Here is an 18,439-nt window from a genome sequence, read left to right as displayed (position 1 = left end):
CTAACTTTGGTTGCATATGGAAACCTATTCTTTATGATTATCTAAAGCATTCAATAGATTACCTAAAAATGTATCTGTACCTACACTATGCATAAATTTTCTCAGCCCAATTTTCCCCACTCAATTCCTGCTCTGAACGTTATGATATGTTGATATGAGCAAAGTGCAATTCGGATGCCTAGTTTTGGACCTCTCCAAAACCAAATCATCAACCCCACTTGTGTAAATATCTTTTTATGGTAATCTCAATCTGCAGCTATACATTTAACTGTATGATTTTTAACGAATTATAAAACCCCACCTAACATTAATTAGAAAATTCTTAATTTTCATACTAAAACACTCTAATATGTATAGAAAAATTTAAGTTGCTTAACTGTCAAGGCGTAATGCACTGATAATAAAGTAAAATTCTCAATTCAAAGGTTATGCGTAATGGATGAAAATGAAGGTTCACTTTACAAAAACTCTAATCTGTCACTCAGCCAGAAACTTGAAAAGTCGCGAGCAGAATTACTCGATCTGACAGCAAGGAATCGTTTACTTCACATACCAAAATCAAAAACCACAAAATTCCTAGAAGTTGTTAATGAACGTTCAGACATCCTGTTTAAAATGCTTTTTGAAGAAGGCAAGCCGTTCACTTTTCTTCATGGTCGAGAAGATAAAAAAACAGATGAAAACAGTGAGACAGACTCAGACTCCGAAGATATTATTTTTTTAGATGACTCAGAGGCTAACCATACTGATACAAAACTTCAGACCAAGCTCACGCCCAAGACATTACAAAAAAAATTATTAGATTTGTATTACGATTCAAAAACCCTTGAAGAAGAGCAAGGCGTAAACATCCTGTTCCTATCTCTAGGATCACTTAAATGGATAGATCCCAACAATAAAGCAAACATACGCTATGCTCCTCTTTTATTACTACCAGTTGAATTAATGCGAGCTAAAGTAGGAGAACGCTTTAAAATAAAAGTTAGGGATGAGGATATTATTAGCAATCTTTCGCTTGAGACATTCCTTAATCGTATTCATCAAATTATCTTACCTACTCTAAATATTGATGACGAATTTTCCTTAACGGATTACTTTGCTGAAATTAAGCAAACCATTTCATTGAAAGTAGGCTGGGAAGTATTAGAAAATGAAGTGAATTTAGGACTTTTTTCCTACGCTAAATTCATGATGTATACAGATTTAGATCCTGATAACTGGCCCTTAGATTCAAAAATTACAGATCAGGAAGCAATAAGGTGCCTTTTGGAAACAGGGTTCTCTGGTGGAGAATTAATTTCTGACGACATTGTGATTGATTCAGTCATTCCTCCCCGTGAAATGCTACATATTTTGGACAGTGATAGCTCACAGACTCTTGCCATTCACGAAGTACGTAATGGTAAAAGCTTGGTTATTCAAGGTCCTCCAGGAACTGGCAAATCTCAGACAATAGCAAACATCATAGCTTCGGCTGTCGCAGACGGTAAAAAAGTACTGTTTGTTGCTGAAAAAATGGCGGCCCTTGAAGTAGTTAAGCGCAGACTTGATCAGGCGGGTGTCGGAGATGCTTGTATAGAACTGCATAGCAACAAAACCAACAAAAGAGCATTTCTTGAAGAACTGAAGCGAGTTTGGGAACTTGCTTCCCCCCGAGGAGAGTTTCCAGATACATTAGTCAATAATCTCTCAGAAATCCGGGATATCCTTAACACTCACCCCATAAGAATTCATAAAAAATACATGCCATTTGGGTTAACGCCATATAAGGTTATGGCACAACTGATACGTCTCAGACAATCAGGTTATAATCCAAACGATTATAACCTCAGCGGGTATGAATTATGGAGAAGCGACGATTTCGATAAAAGACATGCACTTATTGATGAGTTAATTGAAAGAATAAGTGATATCGGCATTCCTGATTCACACTCATGGAATGGTATCAATAGAACTGAGATACTTCCCAGTGAAGTTGAAAGATTGACTGCTTCATTGACAAACCTGAAATCTGAATTTTCAGATTCTATTGAAGAGTCGGCCAATCTTTCGAAACTAACAAATAAAGTCTATAGTATAGAATCATTAAATGAGTTACAGGAATTCATCCGAATTGCTGAATTAATTAACTCAGCACCTAAGTTATCACCTGAATCGTTAAGCTCATCATTATGGGCTACTTCTAAAGATGAGACAAAATCCTTGATTGAAGCCGGATTCTCGTTTAAAGAACTCTACAGCGAACTTGAAAGCCAATTACATACAGATAAATTCAACACCGAGGTTGTCAGCCTCACTGAAGACTATCGAAAATTACCTGCCGATATTAATATCATTGCTTTCAATGCTGCGTATAAACTGAAGGCACTTACACCTAAAATCTTAAAAGAGTCTTCAAGGTTACAGCAAGAGTTAGGTTCGAAAATAGGATTTTCTAATTTAAATGAGATTGAAAGTCTTATTGAGTTGGGAGAGAGTATTACTCAAGCGCCCAATGTAAGTCCAGAAGCATTCATCGCCACTGTCTGGGAGGGTGGCATTGAAAAAGCGGCAAATTTGGTTGCCGATATAAAACAACTTAGCATTTATAAAGAAAAGATCAATGTTATCTTCGTTGAAAAGGCTTGGAAAATAGATGTTGAAAGCGCCAGAAACAGCTTAGAAAATAAAACTGGTGCTTTTAAATTCCTTAATAGCGAGTGGCGAAAGTCCAAAAATCTCACTCTTTCATTAATATATGATAAAAGCTTAACGATCCCTCAGCAGGTTGAGTATCTCGAACTATTGATTAAAGCACAGAAACTAAGACAATCTATCAATGATATGAATGACTTCGGACAGTCAGCATTTAGTTCTGACTGGCGGGGAGAGAACAGCGATAGTGAGTTACTAAAATCGCTTGTTGAATGGATGCGTACCTTGCGTGGTATCAACTCTGAAGCGAGAACCATTGCAAGTCGCCTTTCCAACAAAGACGCCTTAGCATATCAAGTGAGTCAACTTAAAAAACTTATCCATGAAATTTTAGATGAAATCCGTATACTTTGGGATTCATTGGGAACCACCCCAGAAGAATATTTTGATAACTGTTACTCAGTTAAAAACATCCCTTTGGAATCCCTTTTACAAAAATCTGATTTGCTGAGCACTATCGACTCCGCATATAACGAAATATTCGTAAATAATGAATTATCAGTTTCTGATCGTATTGAACTACTGAATCAATTATCAAGAACCCAACAAAAACTCAAAGTTATTCATTCTTTTGATAGCATAGCTCAGTTAACAATGTATCCATTTTGGTTGAAAGAAAATAGTGATTGGGAGTTGTTATTCGAGGCTTATTCATGGATTGAAGCCAATAATGATCTGAGAATCATAGCGTCTAAAATAGATGACAAACAGGTTTTAGTTGATAAAGCCAGAAATTTGAGCGAGTCTATTCAAGCGCAGTTTGCCAAACTCACATCAACAATTAGTTCCCTTTCATCTTCCTATGAAGCAATTTTCAACAATGAAAACATTCATGAAATAACATTCAAATCAGTCTATGACAAGATTACTCTCTGGATAGATAACTCTGAACAGCTTTCAAAATGGGTAGCCTGGCAAAACCGTGTAGAGTTAGCGAAAAAATTCGGTATTTATCCCTTAGTCTCCGATTTAAGTAGTGGCGTTCTTTCCTCGGAACGTTTACTGGGTACTTTTGACAGGACTTATTTCGACTCGATTCTGTCTTTAATGGTCGAAGATGAGCCAGAACTGGCTCGTTTTGACGGCGATTTGCATTCAAGAAGAGTTGCAAGCTTCGCCGAGATGGATCTGCGAAGAATCAAAGCCTCTAGTTTCGAAGTTGTAAGAGCTCACCACAGAGCAATTCCTTCTAAAGTTGGCGTAGGCCCTGTGGGTGTATTGCGGGGGGAGATGGCACGCAAACGTGGTCATATGGCTATTCGACAGCTCATGATAAAAGCTGGTGCAGCTATTCAGGCCTTAAAGCCAGTTATGATGATGAGCCCTCTTTCAGTTGCTCAATTTTTAGCCCCAGGCAAGCAGTCGTTTGATTTACTTGTAATGGATGAAGCTAGCCAGATACAACCTGTGGATGCATTAGGAGCTATTGCACGAAGCAAGCAGATAGTCGTTGTCGGCGACGAACGCCAGTTACCTCCGACTTCTTTCTTTGCGAAAATGACAGGTTCAGCAGATGATCAAGATGACGATGACTCAACACAGGTGGCAGACATTGAGAGCATACTCGGGCTTTTTGTTGCCAGAGGATTGCCTCAAAAAATGCTTCGCTGGCATTACAGAAGCCGTCACCAATCATTGATTGCTGTTTCGAATAGCCAATTTTATGAAAACAAGCTTTATATAGTCCCCAGCCCTTACACACAAGAAGCAGGTATGGGGCTACGATTCCATAAAGTTGAAGATGGCGTATTCGAATCTGGAAGCAATGCAAACGAAGCAAAACGTGTAGCAACGGCAATCCTTGAACACGCAAGAAGCCACCCTAATTTATCTTTAGGTGTTGCTACCTTTTCTGTTACCCAGAGAAGACGTATTCAGGACGAGCTTGAAGTGCTTCGCAGGTTGAACCCTGAGTTCGAGGACTTTTTCTATGCGCATCCAAGCGAACCGTTTTTTGTAAAAAACCTTGAAAACATTCAGGGTGACGAACGCGACGTCATTATCATTTCTGTAGGATATGCCAGAAATCCACAAAACTACATGGCGATGAGATTTGGTCCTCTTGGAGCTGAGGGCGGTGAAAGACGTTTGAACGTTCTTATTAGTCGAGCCAAAAGGCGCTGCGAAGTCTATGCCTCTATTACTGACGAAGATATTGACCACGAAAGGGCTAAAGGCAGAGGTGTATTCGCTTTTAAACTATTCCTGCAATATGCAAGGACAGGACGCTTGTCAGTAGCAGAACAGAGTTGCCGTTCAATGGAGAGTGTTTTCGAAGAACAGGTTGCAAATGCTCTACAAAAAGAAGGCTATCAAGTTCACCCTCAAGTCGGTATCGCAGGTTTCTTCATTGATTTAGCTATTGCCGATTCTGATATGCCGGGCCGCTACCTTATTGGGATTGAATGCGATGGTATGACTTACCACTCCTCTCGTTCTTCTAGAGAAAGAGATCGTCTACGTCAGGCAGTGCTTGAGGATCATGGATGGATAATTCACAGGATTTGGAGTACGGACTGGTTCCAGCGTCCCGAAGAGCAACTTCAGAAAACTCTATCTGCTATTCAGGCTGCTAAGAAGGAGCTAGAAAATCGTTCTGAAACTTCGCTATCTCGTTCAAGAGCTGTACCTGTCGAGATAGTGACAGTGGAAAGGGAGACTGTCACAGAAATTGGTCTAGAGACAATTAGAGGCAGCTTCAATGAAGCCGCAGCATACATTGAGTCGGTTCCTGAGGTTGACACAAGATTCCAGATTCATGAGACCCCAGTTGGCGTACTCGCCAAGATAGTCGAGCAGATTGTTCTTGTTGAAGCCCCGATACATGTGAATGAGGTGATCATCCGTATTAGATCAGCATGGGGTCTACAACGTGCAGGAGCTCGTATTGAAGCCATTGTCAAAGATGCAATAAAAATTACAACCTCAAATATTTCGATTTCACTGGAAGAAGACTTTTTATACAACGATAGTCTTTCCATAAAATTGAGAGACAGAACGAATATTAAATCAGCAGGATTAAGAAAGCTGGAAAACATATCTAATAAGGAAATGGAGGCAGGAATTATTGATATTATCAATAAAAGCTTCGGTGCTACCCAAGACGAGTTGGTCAATTCTGTATCAAGGGCCATGGGGTTCAAGGCTACAAGCGGTACTTTGAAAAATATTATCACATCCATAATTGAAAAAATGGAAAGTGACAATAAGATTGTTTACAAAGAACCTATGTATCACATCGAACAATAATTTAATTGGCGGCTTACATCGTTAAGCCGCCAAGCAACACGAGAGTGGAGATAATAGACTATAATTTTCGTGTATCAATTAATAAAAATCACAGACACCCCCTTAGTTTTGACAAAAAATACGGACATAGCCTAATGATATATCAGTGTTGCTCATGCAATAAAACGTCATTTGAGATCAACTATCCTTGGTGCTCTGGAGGAGTCCCAACTGCAACGAATACATGGGGTGTGAAAACGGCAGCACCCGTAAATTCAGAACAAATGATCCCTCTCAATCCATCTTTTTATCCAGAATTGCAATACCAATCAAAAGGAATTTTGAAAGATTTGTTTGGGAAAAAGAAAGAACTATCTCTGCTAAATCAACTTTTGCAGGATGTTCTAGATAAATAAGCAGCATTTAAGGATCCATATTTTACAAACTTTATTTATGCAACCAAGTTTTCGCATGAAAATAAGTCTGAAAAAGATTTATCAAAAGATAATGGTACTTATTCTGATTTTGTGCTCCCGGTGTAGGAAAGTTGACAGCGATAGCAATGACGGCGTTTGTCGGCAATGGTCAGCAATTTAAATCAGGGCGAAATTTAGCAGCCTGGCTTGGTCTGGTCCCTCAACAGGAGGCAAACAACGTTTATTAGGGATGAGTAAGCGTGGTAATGCATACCTGAGAAAATTGCTTATCCATGGTGCACGAACCTGTGTTCTGCATTTAAACAGAACAACAAATTTTCTGGGGCAGTGGATACAAATTATGGAGGAGTGCGGGGTGCACCGCAATAAGGTTGTTGTCGCACTGGCGAACAAGATTGCCCGAATTATCTGGGCTGTCATAACACGACCAAGCACTTTTTATTTACAACAACGAGATATCAGAAATCGCTTAAAATCTTACCAGTTTGCAGGGTATGTGATGACAAAACTGTGCAATGGCGTCTTGTAAACCCGGGACAAAAAAGCGGCTTTAGCAGCCGAAGAAGCTTATTGGGAACCTGACGCGCATATTCCATCATGGCCTTGCTGCCAAAAGCAGCTGACTTGCAAGAGGCCGGATACATTAACGCAAACAGCTTTTATCATCCCGTGCTTGCAAAACGGGAGCGAACCATACATTTTTTTCAATAACGTCTTTCAGTGCGCGGCACTCAAGACTCAGATCCGCAAACATCTGTTTCAGCCGGCGGTTTTCATCTTCGAGGTATTTCATCTTTTTGATATCGGAGGCTTCCATACCGCCGAACTTCGCTTTCCAGTTGTAATACGAGGCCTCAGAGATCCCGGCTTCGCGGCAGACTTGAGAACGGCGATGATCTGGTGTTCGGTGAATCGTGCTTTGCGCATGGCGATCTCCTCCGGGGACATAATCAGTATGCCGGAAGATCTCTAAAAGTGAATGGTACGGTTTATCAGGATGCTTACAACCTGACCAGACAAAAACCAGCGATTGCTCCTGGTTAATGATTAATCACTTTAGTAAGCTCCGCCTCACCAGTAGCGGCATTAAAGTACAAGTAAAAGAGGTCACTGTTTGTCTGTGCTGGTTTTGACCATATTTCTTTCTCACCCAAACTACGCCGCTCTTTGGTGTACCCCAGACCTTTCAGATAATCTTCCAATCTGGCAATGCCCGAGGCCTGCTTAAAAATAACGGTATTTGATGGTGCATACCCGTCCCCAGGGTGAGATTCAAAGTAATAGTCATGAGATATACGGGGAGCCTTTTCAATCTCTTTATCCGTCAGACTGTGGTAATTAAAAAAATCACTTTCAGTATAAACTGTCGTCTCATCAACACCGGAAGCGATGACACGAATAAACAGCCACCCCATAAGCAGCAGTGTGAAGACGGATAAGGTAATCCACTTAAGCAACTTCATTACTTTGCGCCTCGAAACTCAAGCGATGTTCCGTTATCTGAGATTACCTTCACGACACCGGATGTAAAGTCATCCCACGGACGTAGCCACGTCATAAAATGAGGAAGATTAATGGTATACGGCTGGTGTCTTACACAGGGATTATCCGGGTCAGGAAAAATAATCGGGCGAAACCCGCTATTTTTATGTGAGCCAATAGCCCCGTAATAATCCCATCGACGGACGGCAGCATCATAACTTACGGGCTTAAGGCGATAACCATATCGCCCTGGTATAATAGCCCGGTAGAAACCGAACAGATCAGAAACCAGGTCCTCACCGCTAAAGCCACTATCGGTGTACCACGAGAACGTCCGAAGACTTTGCAGTCCTTCAAATCGGGAAGCGGTATTCATCATCATTGCCAGCATTATTCTGTTAATTTCTTCTGCACTGCGACCGCGTTTTACTTCCCAACGGGAAAACTTGCCGACTCCAAGCCGCGAGCTGAATGTTGTAAAGCGCATATCTTGACGATACATCACAGTATAGGAAGGATTGCTGCTACGCTCCCCGCTGAGGAATTGGCTTTTAAGTGAGTAGATATCATTACCACGAGCATGCCCCATATCCAACCAACCCAGGACTTCTGTATACACAAGTCCCCTGTCCAGCACGTCGAATTGCGCTCCGTGCGTTATGTCTTTTCTGGTGCTCATTCGTCAATCTCCTTATTGACCCGAGCTACCAATGTTATAGGCGATTTTGGAGTCAGTCCAGACAGCGGGCCACCAGTACCTGTCCCTTAACGCCGTAATAATTACACCCGCCGGACTGTCAGGGGGAAGCTGATTTGCATACTGATTTTTTAGGCCTGAATGTAGTCACGCAGCAAAACCACAGTGGCGGGCCAAAAATCTTGTTCTAAAATCAGTATCAGGCCAACCATAACGGGATGATTGCATGAGCAAAATCGTTGTTTCCGTAAATATAATGGCGGTAAGCGCCCTTATTCTGCTGATGAACTTTAAATACGACTGGTGGTAGACCCGCAGCTCACCTGACACCAGCGTTCAGCTGACCAGACAAAAACCAGCCATTACAGCTGGTTTTTTTATTGCCGCTCACTGCCAGCCATCACAATTGAACGCCCCTATATCATGCTGTCCGCCGCCAGGTAGTATGTAATAATGGCCGTTTGCCGCACAAAGCGTGCGCTGTATTGCAAACTATGCTGGCATTAATCTTATTTCATCGGCCTGAAATAAAATTGTCATATAAATTACTTATTCTGGCGTCTCAAAATTGCCAACACGGAACCATCAACCATGGTTGTTATGAAAGCAAAAAACGACAAAGACGCAGAAGAATTGTTGCATTCAGGGATTAATAAAGTCGAACTGGCCTATGATATTGGCAGCGACGATTTCTTCCGCCTCGCCAGCCGCTGGTGTGAAAAAGGCGCCAAAATCAGCAAGGGAAGCCAGCACTTTATTGTGTCACTTAAAGGCTTCGCCATTCCGCCAAACGACTAAGCTGTCCCCTGCTTTATGACTCAGGAGTTCGCTCCTGAGTCACCTCTCTTCCGCCACTTGATTGAATTTATCGGTTATTGCTGCTGTAATTTGCCCACCGCTTACTCACCCTGTTCAGGCCATGCTCAACGATTTCATTTCCCTGTCTTATCCGCCGACGCCATTTATCCACACTTTGCGTCAGATAACCGTGCCGCAGTTCCCGTGGCTGCGGCTGACAGAGATACGTTTTGCGCTACACCATTTCGACGATTCGCTGTTCGCCCTGCTGGCGATCGATCCCCCTGCCCATCTCGGCAAGTCGGTAAAAAAGCGCCGGGCGGAATACCTTGCCAGCCGCTATGCCGCACGCAGCGCGCTGGCCGCCGCCGGGGTTGATGATTTTCTGCTGCTGAATGATGAGCAGCGCGCGCCGATCTGGCCGCCAGGGTTCTGTGGCTCGCTCAGTCATACCTCACAGCGTGCGGTAATTATCACTGCAGCAGCACAACCGGGACGCCGGATTGGCGTGGATGCGGAACAGACGATGCAAGCGGAGAGCGCACGCGAGCTGAGCGAAATGATTGTCTCCGCCAGCGAATTGCAGCGGTTAAAGCAGTGCGGCTTGCCGCTGGCGCAGGCGCTGACGCTGACCTTTTCATTGAAAGAGAGTTTGTATAAGGCGTTGTTTCCGGTGCTACGGCAATTTATGGATTTTCACAGTGCGGAAATTGTCGGGCTGGAGGGAGAAACTGGCCGCGCGCAGCTGAGGCTGACGCGCGATTTCAGTGCCGAACTGCAGGCCGGGCGCCTGTTCAGTGGCTATTTTCAACAACAGCAGGATGAGATCACCACGTTAATTATCGATGAGCTCTGACCTGCCGTCGCCTGAACCCCGCTGCAACTAGCGAGGTTCAATATCGTCGCGCTGCGAAGGCAGCCCGTGAATATCGACACCATACAGCTCCACCATCGGCATCATTGCTTCAATGACCCGACAACTGTCCAGCGTTGCCATACCAGAGGGTACATGGAACATACGGGTAAAATGCAGCCATAAACCTTTCATCGTCACACTCCTCTGTAAATGAAGGTCCATTAAAACCCGCGTATCCGCCGCCGACAAATGCCAATTTGTGCCAACCAAATCTGCCAGCATGCAATAGTGCTAATCCCGTTTAATCGCTACATAAAGCAAAATTTGTTGTTTTACAGGAATTGTTAGCGACTTCAATAATTGCCGACACCAACAGTAATTAAGGAATCGCTATTATGGCCTATCGACTGAGCCTGCTGGATAAAAGCCCGGTTGCTGACGGTGAATCACCGTCGCAGGCGTTAGCCCGTACCCTGGAGCTGGCAAAGCGTGCTGAAGAGTGGGGTTTTCACCGTTTCTGGCTGGCTGAACACCATAATACCTCAGCACTGGCCAGCCCGGCGCCCGAAGTGCTGATTGCGTGGATTCTGGCGCACACCCAGCGTTTACGCGTCGGTTCCGGCGGCGTCATGCTGCAACACTACAGTCCGTATAAAGTGGCGGAAAACTTTAACCTGCTGGCTTCGCTGGCGCCAGGCCGCGTTGATCTCGGCGTAGGCAAAGCGCCCGGCGGTCTGCCGCTCTCCACCCGCGCGTTACAGCAGGGTTTACATCAGTCGGAAAAAGGCGATTTTGCCGCCCAGCTGGAGCAGCTCGACCGCTGGCTACGACCTGACAACAGCGCGCCCGAGCAGGACAAACTACAGGCTACGCCGCTGCCTTCACATCCGGCGCAACGTTTTCTGCTGGGAGCCAGCGAAAACAGCGCCCGCCTGGCAGCCAGTCTCGGCTGGCAGTTCGTCTTTGCTGCCCATATTAATGGCGATATTGACGAGCTGGCACGCTCACTGGAGACATACCATCGCCACAGCGATGGTAAGCGTGCTTTGCTGGCGGTACAGGTCATTGCTACCGACTCAGCGGCGGAGGCAGAACGTCTGGCCAGCGACCTGCAACATTATCGCGTACAGACCGCTGACGGCCAGAGTGTTACCGTCGGTAGCCTGGAGCAGGCAAACGCCTATATTCGCCAGTCTGGCGCAGAAGATTACCGTATTGAACCACGCGTCTCCTCGGTAATAAAAGGCAGCGCCACTGAAGTGCATCAACAGCTGGATGCTTTACAGCGCCGCTTTAATATCGATGAATTTATTATCGACACCCCCATCAGTGACGGAAAGAGCCGTATCAAATCTCTGGAATTACTCGCCGGACACCAATTAGTCACCGCATAACGATAAATAAAACCCGTCCGGGATATTTAATTATTACGGCAATGCGTTGCCGTAATCAGCGATACGCCCGGCGTAACACTATTCACCTGCTGCTCTCCCCTTCGCACAATAAGAGTCTGACATTATGAAAACGAATCCATTATTCACCCTCGCGCTACTCTCTGCATTGCTGATTAGCGGCTTCAGTGCTGCCGAAGAGGTTAATCTCAATGGCCAGGGCGTCAGCGTCGAAGCTAATAAAGCGCCGGTTAATACCGATAAAAATCCGCAGGCCATCGCCAGCATTCCGGCTGGCCACCGTTTTGCGGTGCCGGGTAAATTTACCGTGGCGATCGCCGGGCTGAACTCGCCACCGTTAACGCTGTTTTCCGATGACAATAAAACCCTGCTCGGCAGCGAGGCTGATATCGCCCGTCTGGTGGCTGACAGCCTCGGCCTTGAGCTGAATGTGGTCGCCACCTCGTGGGAGGACTGGCCGCTGGGCGTGGCATCCGGCAAATATGATGCTGCCATCACCAATGTAACGGTGACAAAAGATCGCAAAGAGAAATTTGATTTCGCCACCTACCGCAAAGATTCACTCGGTTTTTATGTCAAATCCACCAGCAAAATCAGCGCCATCAACAAGGCGGAAGATATTGCCGGGTTGCGGATTATCGTCGGCTCCGGCACCAATCAGGAGGCCATTTTGCTGGCGTGGGATCAGGCCAATCAGGCTAAAGGGCTGAAAGCCTTCACCCCGGTTTACAGCAAAGATGATGCGGCGCAAACGCTGGCTCTGCAGTCCGGCCGCGCTGACGCTTACTTTGGTCCGAATGTGATTGGCGCATGGAAAGCCGCACTGACCGGCCAGACAAAACTGGTCGGCAGCGTTGACGGTGGCTGGCCGAAAGCGGCGCATATCGCCGTCACCCTGAAAAAGGGCAATGGACTGGTGGATCCGGTCAATATTGCGCTGAATGGCGTAATTAAAAATGGCAGCTACGACAAAGTGCTGAACCGCTGGGGCGAGGGTATTGAGCGCCTCGACCATTCCGAAATCAATCCACCAGGCCTGGGCGATTAAGGGGACAACCATGAGTCAGACACAATTTCGCGAGCTGTCACCGGAAGCGGAGGAGCTGCAACCGATTCTCAGCGGTCTGTTTGGTGAATATGAAGCACGTTACGGCGACTTTTTTTCTGCACAAAAGGAGCAGGAGCTGACCGAGTGGTACCTGCCACCGCAGGGCCTGTTTATTGTGCTGGAGCGCGACGGCGAGATTATCGCCATGGGGGCTTATAAAGCGTACGACGCACAAACCGCCGAGCTGAAACGCATCTGGACGCGCCAGGATGTACGCCGTCAGGGGCTGGCGCTGGTGGTAGTACAGGAGCTGGAGCGTCGCGCCCAGCTCGCCGGTTATCAACAGATCTTTCTGACCACCGGTTTCCGCCAGCCGGAGGCGGTACGGCTCTATCTGGCACATGGCTACCAGCCACAGTTTGATATTACCCGCGACCCGGAAAGCTACGCCCTGCCGCCTTATGATGGCCGCCTGCGTTTTACCAAACCGTTAACCGTTGCGGCAAACGCCCATGCCAGTTAAGGAGCCGTCAGTGAAATCAACTGCAACCTTGCGCGTGGTGCCTGCGCGTTATCCGCTGCGCCATCTCGGCGCACTGCTGGCATTATTTATTCTCGCCGCGGTGATTCAGTCGGTGGCGCTGAATCCGCGCTGGGAGTGGTCGGTATTTGCCCGCTGGTTCTTTGATCCGGTGATCCTGCACGGGCTGGCGCAAACTCTGCTGCTGACGCTGCTTGGCACCCTGTTCAGCATTCTGCTCGGTTCCGCGCTGGCGCTGGCGCGCCTCTCGCCTTCATGGTTACTCTCCAGTCTCGCCTGGGGCTATATCTGGCTGTTCCGTTCGCTGCCGCTGATTGTGGTACTGATCATTCTGTATAACTTCTCTTACCTGTACGACACCCTGTCGCTGGGCATTCCGTTTACCCCGCTGGTGTTTGCCAGCTATCAGACCATTGATGTGCTCGGCCAGTTTCCCACCGCGGTGATTGGCCTGACGCTGGTGCAGGCGGCCTATACTGCCGAGATTATTCGCGGCGGCATTCTTGGCGTCGATGAGGGACAGTTTGAAGCGGCAATGGCGCTCGGCCTGCCAGCGCGCCGTCGCACGATGCGCATTATTTTACCGCAGGCGCTGCGCGCGATTATTCCCACCGGTTTTAATGAAGTGATCAGTCTGGCGAAAGGCACGGCGATGGTGTACGTGCTGGCGATGCCGGAGCTGTTTTACACCATTCAGATGGTCTATAACCGCACCCAGCAGGTGATCCCGCTACTGATGGTGGGCGCGGTATGGTATCTGATTGTCACCACCGTGCTGTCGGTGATTCAGCACTACGTTGAACGCTGGCTGGCGCGCAGCGCCACCCGCAGCCAGCGACCGCCATTGTGGCGTCAGATCCGTCAACGCCTGCAACGGCGCAACCTTGCTCAGGGAGTCAGCCATGTCAGAAGCCATTGATTACGCCAAAAACACGGTACGCGGTCAGATTAGCATTACCCAGGTCAGTAAAAGCTTTGGCCGCCATAAGGCGCTGGATGAGGTATCGCTGGAACTGGATCCGGGTTCGGTTACGGTGATCCTGGGGCCGTCAGGATCCGGCAAGTCAACACTGCTGCGCGCCATCAATCATCTGGAACGCGTGGATCAAGGTTTTATTCAGATCGATGGTGATTACATTGGCTATCAGCGTAAAGGCGATCGCCTGCATGAGCTGAAAGAGAAAGCCATTCTGCGCCAGCGTACCGAAGTGGGCTATGTGTTTCAGAACTTCAATTTATTCCCGCATCTGACGGTGCTGGAGAATATTATTGAAGCGCCGATTGCGCATAAAAAGCAGAGCCGCGCGCAGGCTATCGCACTGGCGTATCAGTTGCTGGACACCGTTGGCCTGCGTGAAAAAGCCAATGCCTGGCCGCGCCATCTTTCCGGCGGCCAGCAGCAACGTATTGCTATTGCCCGCGCGTTAGCGCTCAATCCACGCGTAATGCTGTTTGATGAACCCACTTCAGCGCTCGATCCTGAGCTGGTCGGTGAGGTGCTGGATGTGATTAAAAAACTGGCGCGTTCCGGCACCACCATGGTGGTAGTCACCCATGAGATTGGTTTTGCGCGCGAAGTGGCGGACCGGGTGGTCTTTATGGTCGATGGCAAAGTGGTCGAACAGGGACGGGCACAGCAGGTACTTAATCAACCGCAGCATCCGCGTACCCGCCGTTTCCTCGCCAGCGTATTGTAATTCCGCGTGTTACCGATAAAAAAGCCGGTTTATCAAGGTGATAAACCGGCATTAACCATTTGGCAAGACGACAGAAAAGTGCAGGAAAGACGACAGGCTGCTGTTGCCCGGGTCTGTATACAGCTTAGCCCTTTGCTATCTTCTTGACTAATAACAATATCTTCAAAACAAATGCATTTAACTCCAGGTTAACCGCTACGCAGCATAATACGCAGCACCGGCGCCGACTGTTCAGGCGGCAGCGCCATCACGCGCTGATAGAGATCGCTGATAATACGGCACACCTGCTGATGATCAACATCATTACGCTGCGGTGGCGCCAGCATTTTCAGATCATCGCCATACTTCTGTCCCAGCTGCTGTGCAATCTGCTGCATGCGGGCATTAGCCTGCAGCGTTTCCTGTTGCTGATTGGTCTGCGGCAGCTGATAAGAGGCGAGCAGCAGATGGTTATCGGTTTCCACCCGCTGCATTAGCACCTCTGCCGAATTATATTTAGTCGGGTCAATGCCGCCAGCAGTTTGCGGAAACAGGAACTGAAAGCACAGACTGCCGCCCTTCTGTTGCAGTTCACCAAGCTGCAACAGCGTGACCGCCATATACTGGTTAATATCGTTATCCGGCGCGTAATAAACCCGCTTACCAATCACTTCGGCGATCTCAGCCTGCAACTGGTCCAGCGCCTGATGCTTACTCATGCCCTGCTCAATCGCCGTCAGCACCGATTGTTCCAGCCTCTGACGGGTTGCCGGATCCTGTTGTTGCAGGGTGACCATCACCGGCAGTTTATCGAGGCTCTCACTGACCTGCTGGCGCATACTGCGTGCGCCGGCAGCATCGGATTTGAGATAATCACTGCGCACCACCTGGCTGCATACCAGCATCAGCGCAGTAAACAGCCCTGTCGCCAGCCATTTATCGATCTTTTTAGCGTTAACCAGCCAGCAGAGCCATGCAGCTGAAAGAGACCCTGTTGATATTAACAACACCAGCTGTTGCATATTCATCATGACTCTCCGGCAGTTAAAGCAAAAATCTTAGTGTGCAGTATCGGTGCGTTTTACCGCATCCAGCGTCGCCTGCTCGCGGTCGTGACCGGTCAGCTCACTCAGCTGGCCATCGCGCATTTCCAGCAGACGGTCGGCATGGATAAAGTAGTGATCGTCATGGCTGATGGCAAACACCGTCTTACCCATGCCCTGCAACCACGGCAGCAGCTCGCGGTAGAAGATACGGCGGAAATGCGGATCCTGGTCGGCAGCCCACTCATCCAGCAGCAAAATATCGCGCTGCTCGGCGGTGGCCAGCAACAGCGCCAGACGCTTGCTCTGACCTTTCGACAGTTGCAGATTCAGCACCTTATTGCCTTCCAGCTTCAGTTTATCCTGCATTTTCAGACGTTCCAGCCACTGTTGCACCAGCGCCGGGTCGGCAGGAACCCCCTCACGGCCAATCAGACGGTCAAACAGATGGACATCGGTAAACACCGCCGAGAACAGCTTGCGGAATTCATCGAGGCGGTCGCTGTCAATCACTTCACCATCCAGTACCAGCGCACCGGAAGCGGGCTGATACAAGCCGGTGAGCAGCATCGCCAGCGTTGATTTGCCGCTGCCATTGCCGCCAATTAAAAACACCAGCTCACCGCGCTTCAGAGTCAGGTTGATCGGGCCAACGGCAAAACCGCTGTCACCGTAATGGAACACCACATCGCGCAGTTCCAGCGTCTGCCAGTTTTTTGAGGGCGGCAATGTGCTAAACGCTTCACGGTAGTCCGCCAGCTTAAAAGTATTCAGCTTATTAAACGCCACCTGCGCGCTCAGTAAAGTTGGCAACGCGCCCACCGCCTGCAACAGCGGCGTACGCAGGAACAGCAGCGTCAGCGAATAGGTTGCAGCCACGGCGGTATCTGCCCAGCCAAGGCTGTTGGCCATAAAGAAGGCAAGACCGATCGCGCCGAGCATCATAATATTCGACCAGTTAACCGCACTCAGATGGAAAGTATCGGCACGGACGATATGATGGCGGTAGGTTTTCGCATCTTCCTGATAGACCTGTTCAAAGATCTGCTGCGCACGTTCGCGGTTCAGCGCCAGCTCTTTGCGGCCATCGATCACTGTCTGATAATCTTTATACAGACGGTCTTCGGTTTCACGCAGCTTCGCCAGATGGCTGTAAACGCGCGAGACCAGTAACCAGCCACCAACCACGGTAACTGCCACCCAGACGGAGGTCACGATCATCATTTGTGGCGACAACCATGCCAGATACGCGGCACAACCGATGGTAATAATAATCCCCTGAATCAGCTCCGGCAGACGCACAAAAGCCAGCGTAATATTACGCACATCGCTGGTTAAACCCGCCAGCAGCTGGGCGTTACCAATCTGTTCGATACGTTCTACGCGGGTATCCAGAATACGTTTAATAAATTCGCCGCGCAGACGATAAATAAAGTGATGTCCCAGCTGCGTCAGCGCCAGCTGCGCGCCAAAAGTGACTGCCATCAGCAGCAGCAGTAAACCGAGGAACTGAGGAAGCACCAGCAGCGACGAGTTAACATTGACGATTAACTCACGGTTAATAAAAGCAATCAGCCCAATGCCCAGCACTGCGCTGAGCAGGCTGAGTACCATCACCATAATAAACGGCCAGCGGTACTGCTTATAAACAACGTAAAGCAACTCCATAACAACTTCCTGTATTTTTTTAGAATAAATAGCAAAGCTGTCTGCAGTTTAATGAGAAGCGATTCGATAGCAATAATAATTCTCATTCTGCTATCGGTTTTCAGCTATGGCGGCAAATTATCGGCACAGGCGGCGAGAACGCCGCCCCTGGAGGGGTTATCGCCGTTCATACGGGTTTTACAGGGGGGCCGTTATCGGCCCCCGTCAACGGGCGCGCCGAAAGGTAATATTGTAGCGATAAGCGCCGGCAACAGGATGCACCCCGGCTTTTAGCGGCAGGATGCCATGGAAGCGCAGCCGTGACGGGCCGCCCCACACCACCACATCGCCATGCTCAAGCAGCACGCGCTGCGTGGCGTCCCCACGCTCAAAACCGCCAAACTGGAACACCGCCGGCAGGCCCAGCGAAACCGACACTATCGGCTGGCGCAGATCTTTCTCATCCTTATCCTGATGCAGGGTCAGTTTCGCCCCCGGCTCATAACGGTTTATCAGACAGGCATCAGGCTGGAAATCAGCAAACCCCGCCTGTGCGGCGGCAGCGGTCGCCAGCTGACGAAAACGTGGCGGCATCGGTGGCCAGTGTCGTCCGGTAGCCTGATCCTGTTCGCTATATTGATAGCCGCGTGCATCCGTTGACCAGCCCAGATCGCCACAGTTTGTCATCGCCACCGACATGCGGTGGCCGCCCGGTGTGATGCGGTGATGAAACGGATTCTGCGCCGCCACATCCAGCACCAATGCCAGTAATGCCGCCCCTTCATCACGCACCAGGCGACGTAAGATCACTGCGCCCTCAGCCAGCGGCTCCGACCAGGGCGCATCATCAGCGAACAGATCCAGCATGCTTTTCTCCCGC

Annotated in this window: 14 protein-coding genes and 3 pseudogenes; 10 read left to right on the top strand and 7 right to left on the bottom strand. The window is 48.3% G+C overall.

Going from position 1 to position 18,439, the window contains the following annotated elements; translation table 11 throughout:
* The first annotated feature begins 435 nt into the window (after positions 1-435).
* From N5923_RS14640 to N5923_RS24810, 3 genes and pseudogenes are all read left to right on the top strand, one after another.
* Positions 436-5,943, top strand: coding sequence for a DUF3320 domain-containing protein (locus N5923_RS14640; RefSeq protein WP_267142506.1), 5,508 nt, complete (start codon positions 436-438; stop codon positions 5,941-5,943).
* A 134-nt stretch (positions 5,944-6,077) separates the two neighbouring features.
* A pseudogene (locus N5923_RS24715) lies at positions 6,078-6,455 on the top strand (restriction endonuclease); the annotation flags it as partial.
* 29 nt (positions 6,456-6,484) lie between these two features.
* Positions 6,485-6,888: pseudogene (locus tag N5923_RS24810) on the top strand (transposase).
* Between the two features lie 171 nt (positions 6,889-7,059).
* On the opposite strand, the pseudogene N5923_RS14630 reads toward N5923_RS24810, so the two are convergent.
* From N5923_RS14630 to N5923_RS14620, 3 genes and pseudogenes are all read right to left on the bottom strand, one after another.
* A pseudogene (locus N5923_RS14630) lies at positions 7,060-7,286 on the bottom strand (transposase); the annotation flags it as partial.
* A gap of 113 nt (positions 7,287-7,399) precedes the next feature.
* Positions 7,400-7,822, bottom strand: a complete 423-nt coding sequence (locus N5923_RS14625) for a hypothetical protein (protein ID WP_267142504.1) — start codon at positions 7,820-7,822, stop codon at positions 7,400-7,402.
* The gene (locus N5923_RS14620; RefSeq protein ID WP_267142503.1) at positions 7,822-8,520 is read right to left on the bottom strand and encodes a hypothetical protein; all 699 of its coding nucleotides are present in this window, start codon (positions 8,518-8,520) and stop codon (positions 7,822-7,824) included. The genes N5923_RS14625 and N5923_RS14620 overlap by 1 nt, the downstream gene beginning before the upstream one ends.
* A 609-nt stretch (positions 8,521-9,129) precedes the next feature.
* Between N5923_RS14620 and N5923_RS14615 the strand changes: the two genes are divergently transcribed.
* Both N5923_RS14615 and N5923_RS14610 read left to right on the top strand, forming a co-directional pair.
* Complete coding sequence (locus N5923_RS14615) at positions 9,130-9,336, top strand: hypothetical protein (RefSeq protein WP_017799460.1); 207 nt, start codon at positions 9,130-9,132, stop codon at positions 9,334-9,336.
* 121 nt (positions 9,337-9,457) lie between these two features.
* A complete protein-coding gene (locus N5923_RS14610) occupies positions 9,458-10,192 on the top strand; it encodes a 4'-phosphopantetheinyl transferase family protein (RefSeq protein ID WP_267142502.1) in 735 nt (244 codons plus the stop codon).
* Between the two features lie 27 nt (positions 10,193-10,219).
* On the opposite strand, the gene N5923_RS14605 is transcribed toward N5923_RS14610, so the two are convergent.
* Entirely contained in the window at positions 10,220-10,384 is a 165-nt protein-coding gene (locus N5923_RS14605; RefSeq protein WP_267142501.1) for a hypothetical protein, read from the bottom strand.
* Positions 10,385-10,587: 203 nt separating this feature from the next.
* Here N5923_RS14605 and N5923_RS14600 point away from each other — a divergent pair, with 203 nt between their 5' ends.
* The 5 genes from N5923_RS14600 (at position 10,588) to N5923_RS14580 (ending at position 14,890) form a co-directional block, all read left to right on the top strand.
* Positions 10,588-11,586, top strand: coding sequence for an LLM class flavin-dependent oxidoreductase (locus N5923_RS14600; RefSeq protein ID WP_267142500.1), 999 nt, complete (start codon positions 10,588-10,590; stop codon positions 11,584-11,586).
* Positions 11,587-11,710: 124 nt separating this feature from the next.
* Positions 11,711-12,652, top strand: coding sequence for an ABC transporter substrate-binding protein (locus N5923_RS14595; RefSeq protein WP_267142499.1), 942 nt, complete (start codon positions 11,711-11,713; stop codon positions 12,650-12,652).
* A 10-nt stretch (positions 12,653-12,662) separates the two neighbouring features.
* Positions 12,663-13,175, top strand: coding sequence for a GNAT family N-acetyltransferase (locus N5923_RS14590; protein ID WP_267142498.1), 513 nt, complete (start codon positions 12,663-12,665; stop codon positions 13,173-13,175).
* Between the two features lie 10 nt (positions 13,176-13,185).
* Positions 13,186-14,112 carry an amino acid ABC transporter permease gene (locus N5923_RS14585; RefSeq protein ID WP_267142497.1) on the top strand — a complete coding sequence of 309 codons (927 nt, stop codon included), beginning with the start codon at positions 13,186-13,188 and terminating at the stop codon, positions 14,110-14,112.
* On the top strand, positions 14,096-14,890 hold the full coding sequence (locus N5923_RS14580) for an amino acid ABC transporter ATP-binding protein (RefSeq protein ID WP_267142496.1): 795 nt from the start codon (positions 14,096-14,098) through the stop codon (positions 14,888-14,890). The genes N5923_RS14585 and N5923_RS14580 overlap by 17 nt, the downstream gene beginning before the upstream one ends.
* A 188-nt stretch (positions 14,891-15,078) precedes the next feature.
* On the opposite strand, the gene N5923_RS14575 is transcribed toward N5923_RS14580, so the two are convergent.
* The 3 genes from N5923_RS14575 to alkB all read right to left on the bottom strand — a co-directional run bounded on the left by N5923_RS14575 (position 15,079) and on the right by alkB (position 18,426).
* A complete protein-coding gene (locus N5923_RS14575; RefSeq protein ID WP_267142495.1) occupies positions 15,079-15,900 on the bottom strand; it encodes a hypothetical protein in 822 nt (273 codons plus the stop codon).
* Between the two features lie 27 nt (positions 15,901-15,927).
* Positions 15,928-17,580 (bottom strand): multidrug ABC transporter permease/ATP-binding protein, encoded by a 1,653-nt coding sequence (locus tag N5923_RS14570; protein WP_267142494.1) that lies wholly within the window; start codon positions 17,578-17,580, stop codon positions 15,928-15,930.
* A gap of 204 nt (positions 17,581-17,784) precedes the next feature.
* Positions 17,785-18,426: a DNA oxidative demethylase AlkB gene (gene alkB, locus N5923_RS14565; protein WP_267142493.1), complete on the bottom strand. Its 642-nt coding sequence runs from the start codon at positions 18,424-18,426 to the stop codon at positions 17,785-17,787.
* Positions 18,427-18,439 lie beyond the last annotated feature (13 nt).

Source organism: Winslowiella arboricola (assembly GCF_025527015.1).
GTDB classification, from domain to species: Bacteria; Pseudomonadota; Gammaproteobacteria; order Enterobacterales; family Enterobacteriaceae; genus Erwinia; species Erwinia arboricola.
This window is presented reverse-complemented; position numbering and strand designations above follow the sequence as displayed.

Bases quoted from the DNA above. Each gene is read 5' to 3' on its own strand.
- alkB (WP_267142493.1), bottom strand. From the start codon at position 18,426: ATGCTGGATCTGTTCGCTGATGATGCGCCCTGGTCGGAGCCGCTGGCT.
- N5923_RS14595 (WP_267142499.1), top strand. From the start codon at position 11,711: ATGAAAACGAATCCATTATTCACCCTCGCGCTACTCTCTGCATTGCTG.
- N5923_RS14625 (WP_267142504.1), bottom strand. From the start codon at position 7,822: ATGAAGTTGCTTAAGTGGATTACCTTATCCGTCTTCACACTGCTGCTT.
- N5923_RS14570 (WP_267142494.1), bottom strand. From the start codon at position 17,580: ATGGAGTTGCTTTACGTTGTTTATAAGCAGTACCGCTGGCCGTTTATT.
- N5923_RS14620 (WP_267142503.1), bottom strand. From the start codon at position 8,520: ATGAGCACCAGAAAAGACATAACGCACGGAGCGCAATTCGACGTGCTG.
- N5923_RS14610 (WP_267142502.1), top strand. From the start codon at position 9,458: ATGCTCAACGATTTCATTTCCCTGTCTTATCCGCCGACGCCATTTATC.
- N5923_RS14605 (WP_267142501.1), bottom strand. From the start codon at position 10,384: ATGAAAGGTTTATGGCTGCATTTTACCCGTATGTTCCATGTACCCTCT.
- N5923_RS14580 (WP_267142496.1), top strand. From the start codon at position 14,096: ATGTCAGAAGCCATTGATTACGCCAAAAACACGGTACGCGGTCAGATT.
- N5923_RS14640 (WP_267142506.1), top strand. From the start codon at position 436: ATGGATGAAAATGAAGGTTCACTTTACAAAAACTCTAATCTGTCACTC.
- N5923_RS14600 (WP_267142500.1), top strand. From the start codon at position 10,588: ATGGCCTATCGACTGAGCCTGCTGGATAAAAGCCCGGTTGCTGACGGT.
- N5923_RS14590 (WP_267142498.1), top strand. From the start codon at position 12,663: ATGAGTCAGACACAATTTCGCGAGCTGTCACCGGAAGCGGAGGAGCTG.
- N5923_RS14615 (WP_017799460.1), top strand. From the start codon at position 9,130: ATGGTTGTTATGAAAGCAAAAAACGACAAAGACGCAGAAGAATTGTTG.
- N5923_RS14575 (WP_267142495.1), bottom strand. From the start codon at position 15,900: ATGATGAATATGCAACAGCTGGTGTTGTTAATATCAACAGGGTCTCTT.